The sequence below is a fragment of the Thauera phenylacetica B4P genome, from assembly GCF_000310225.1.
GTDB lineage: Bacteria > Pseudomonadota > Gammaproteobacteria > Burkholderiales > Rhodocyclaceae > Thauera > Thauera phenylacetica.
Map to the genome: position 1 here is coordinate 1 of NZ_AMXF01000460.1, position 1,341 is coordinate 1,341.

Here is a 1,341-nt window from a genome sequence, read left to right on the forward strand (position 1 = left end):
TGCCCACCGCCACCACGTGGCCGGCGCGCGCGGCGAGCCGGCGCGCCCAGTCGATCATCGGCCGCCCGGTGCCGGCCAGCATGTGGAAGCGCCCGCTGCCCGCGGGGCCGCGCAGCAGCGCGCCCTCGATGCACAGGATGTCGAGCGCGTGGCGACCCTCGGCGCAGGCCTCGAGCAGCTCGAGCGCCTCGGCGCCCGTCTGCTCCGACAGCGAGGGATGCCACAGCAGCTCGATGCCGCCGGCGCGCAGCGTGCCGGTGACGTCGCCGGCGTCGTGGCACAGCAGCGACATCGAGCACCCGCCGCAGCCGCCGGATTGCAGCCAGAGCAGGTTCATGACGCCACCCCGCCGCCGCCCTCGACGGCTTCGTTCGCGTCCTCGGCCCCGTCCTCGGCCGCCCCATCCTCGGCGGCGCCGGCGCGCTCCAGCCCCCAGCGCACGAGCTTCGCGCGCAGGCCCACGCGCGACAGGCCGAGCTCGGCGGCGGTGCGCGTCTTGTTCCAGCGGTGGCGGATCAGGCTGGCGTGGACGATCTTCGCCTCCAGCGCCTCCAGGCGGCTGCGCAGGTCGCCCTCCAGGCCGCCCAGCCACGACAGCGAGGCCGCCTCCTCCGCCGCGCCGGCGGCGTGCAGCACCCGCGGCGACAGGTGGGCGGCCGACAGGCGCGGACCTTCGGCGAGCGCAATCATGCGCAGCACCTCGTTGCGCAGCTCGCGCACGTTGCCCGGCCAGCGGTAGGCGCACAGGCGCTCTACGATCTCGGCGTCGAGCGCTTCGAAGGCCAGCCCGAGCGCGGCGGCGTTGTCCTGCAGGTAGTGCTGCGCGATGAGCGGGATGTCCATCGGGCGCTCGCGCAGCGGCGGCACGCGCACGGTGATCGCGGCGAGGCGGTAGTAGAGGTCCTCGCGGAAACGCCCGCTGCGCACCTCCTCCTCGAGGTCGCGGTTGGTGGCGGCGATCACGCGCACATCCACCGCCACCGGCCGTGGCGCCCCCACCGGGCGCACCTCGCCCTCCTGCAGCACGCGCAGCAGCTTGACCTGGAAGGCGGCGGACGTCTCGCCGATCTCGTCGAGCAGGATGGAGCCGCCGCTGGCCTGGCGGAACAGGCCCTCGCGGTCCTCGGTAGCGCCGGTGTAGGCGCCGCGGCGGGCGCCGAAGAGCTCGGACTCGAGCAGGGTGTCGGGCAGCGCGCCGCAGTTCTCCACCACGAAGGCGCCGGATTCGCGCGGGCTGCCGTAGTGCAGGGCGCGCGCGAGCAACTCCTTGCCGGTGCCCGACTCGCCGGTCAGCAGCACCGGGATGTCGTAGCCGGCGACCTTGTCGACGAGGGCGCAGAT

Annotated in this window: 2 protein-coding genes; both read right to left on the reverse strand. The window is 74.8% G+C overall.

Annotated elements, in window-relative coordinates:
• Positions 1-337, reverse strand: a 337-nt coding sequence (locus C667_RS23005) for an NADH-quinone oxidoreductase subunit B family protein (RefSeq protein WP_004388970.1), incomplete at its 3' end; no start/stop codon positions are given.
• Positions 334-1,341, reverse strand: a 1,008-nt coding sequence (locus C667_RS23010) for a sigma-54 interaction domain-containing protein (RefSeq protein WP_004388971.1), incomplete at its 5' end; no start/stop codon positions are given. The genes C667_RS23010 and C667_RS23005, both read right to left, overlap by 4 nt.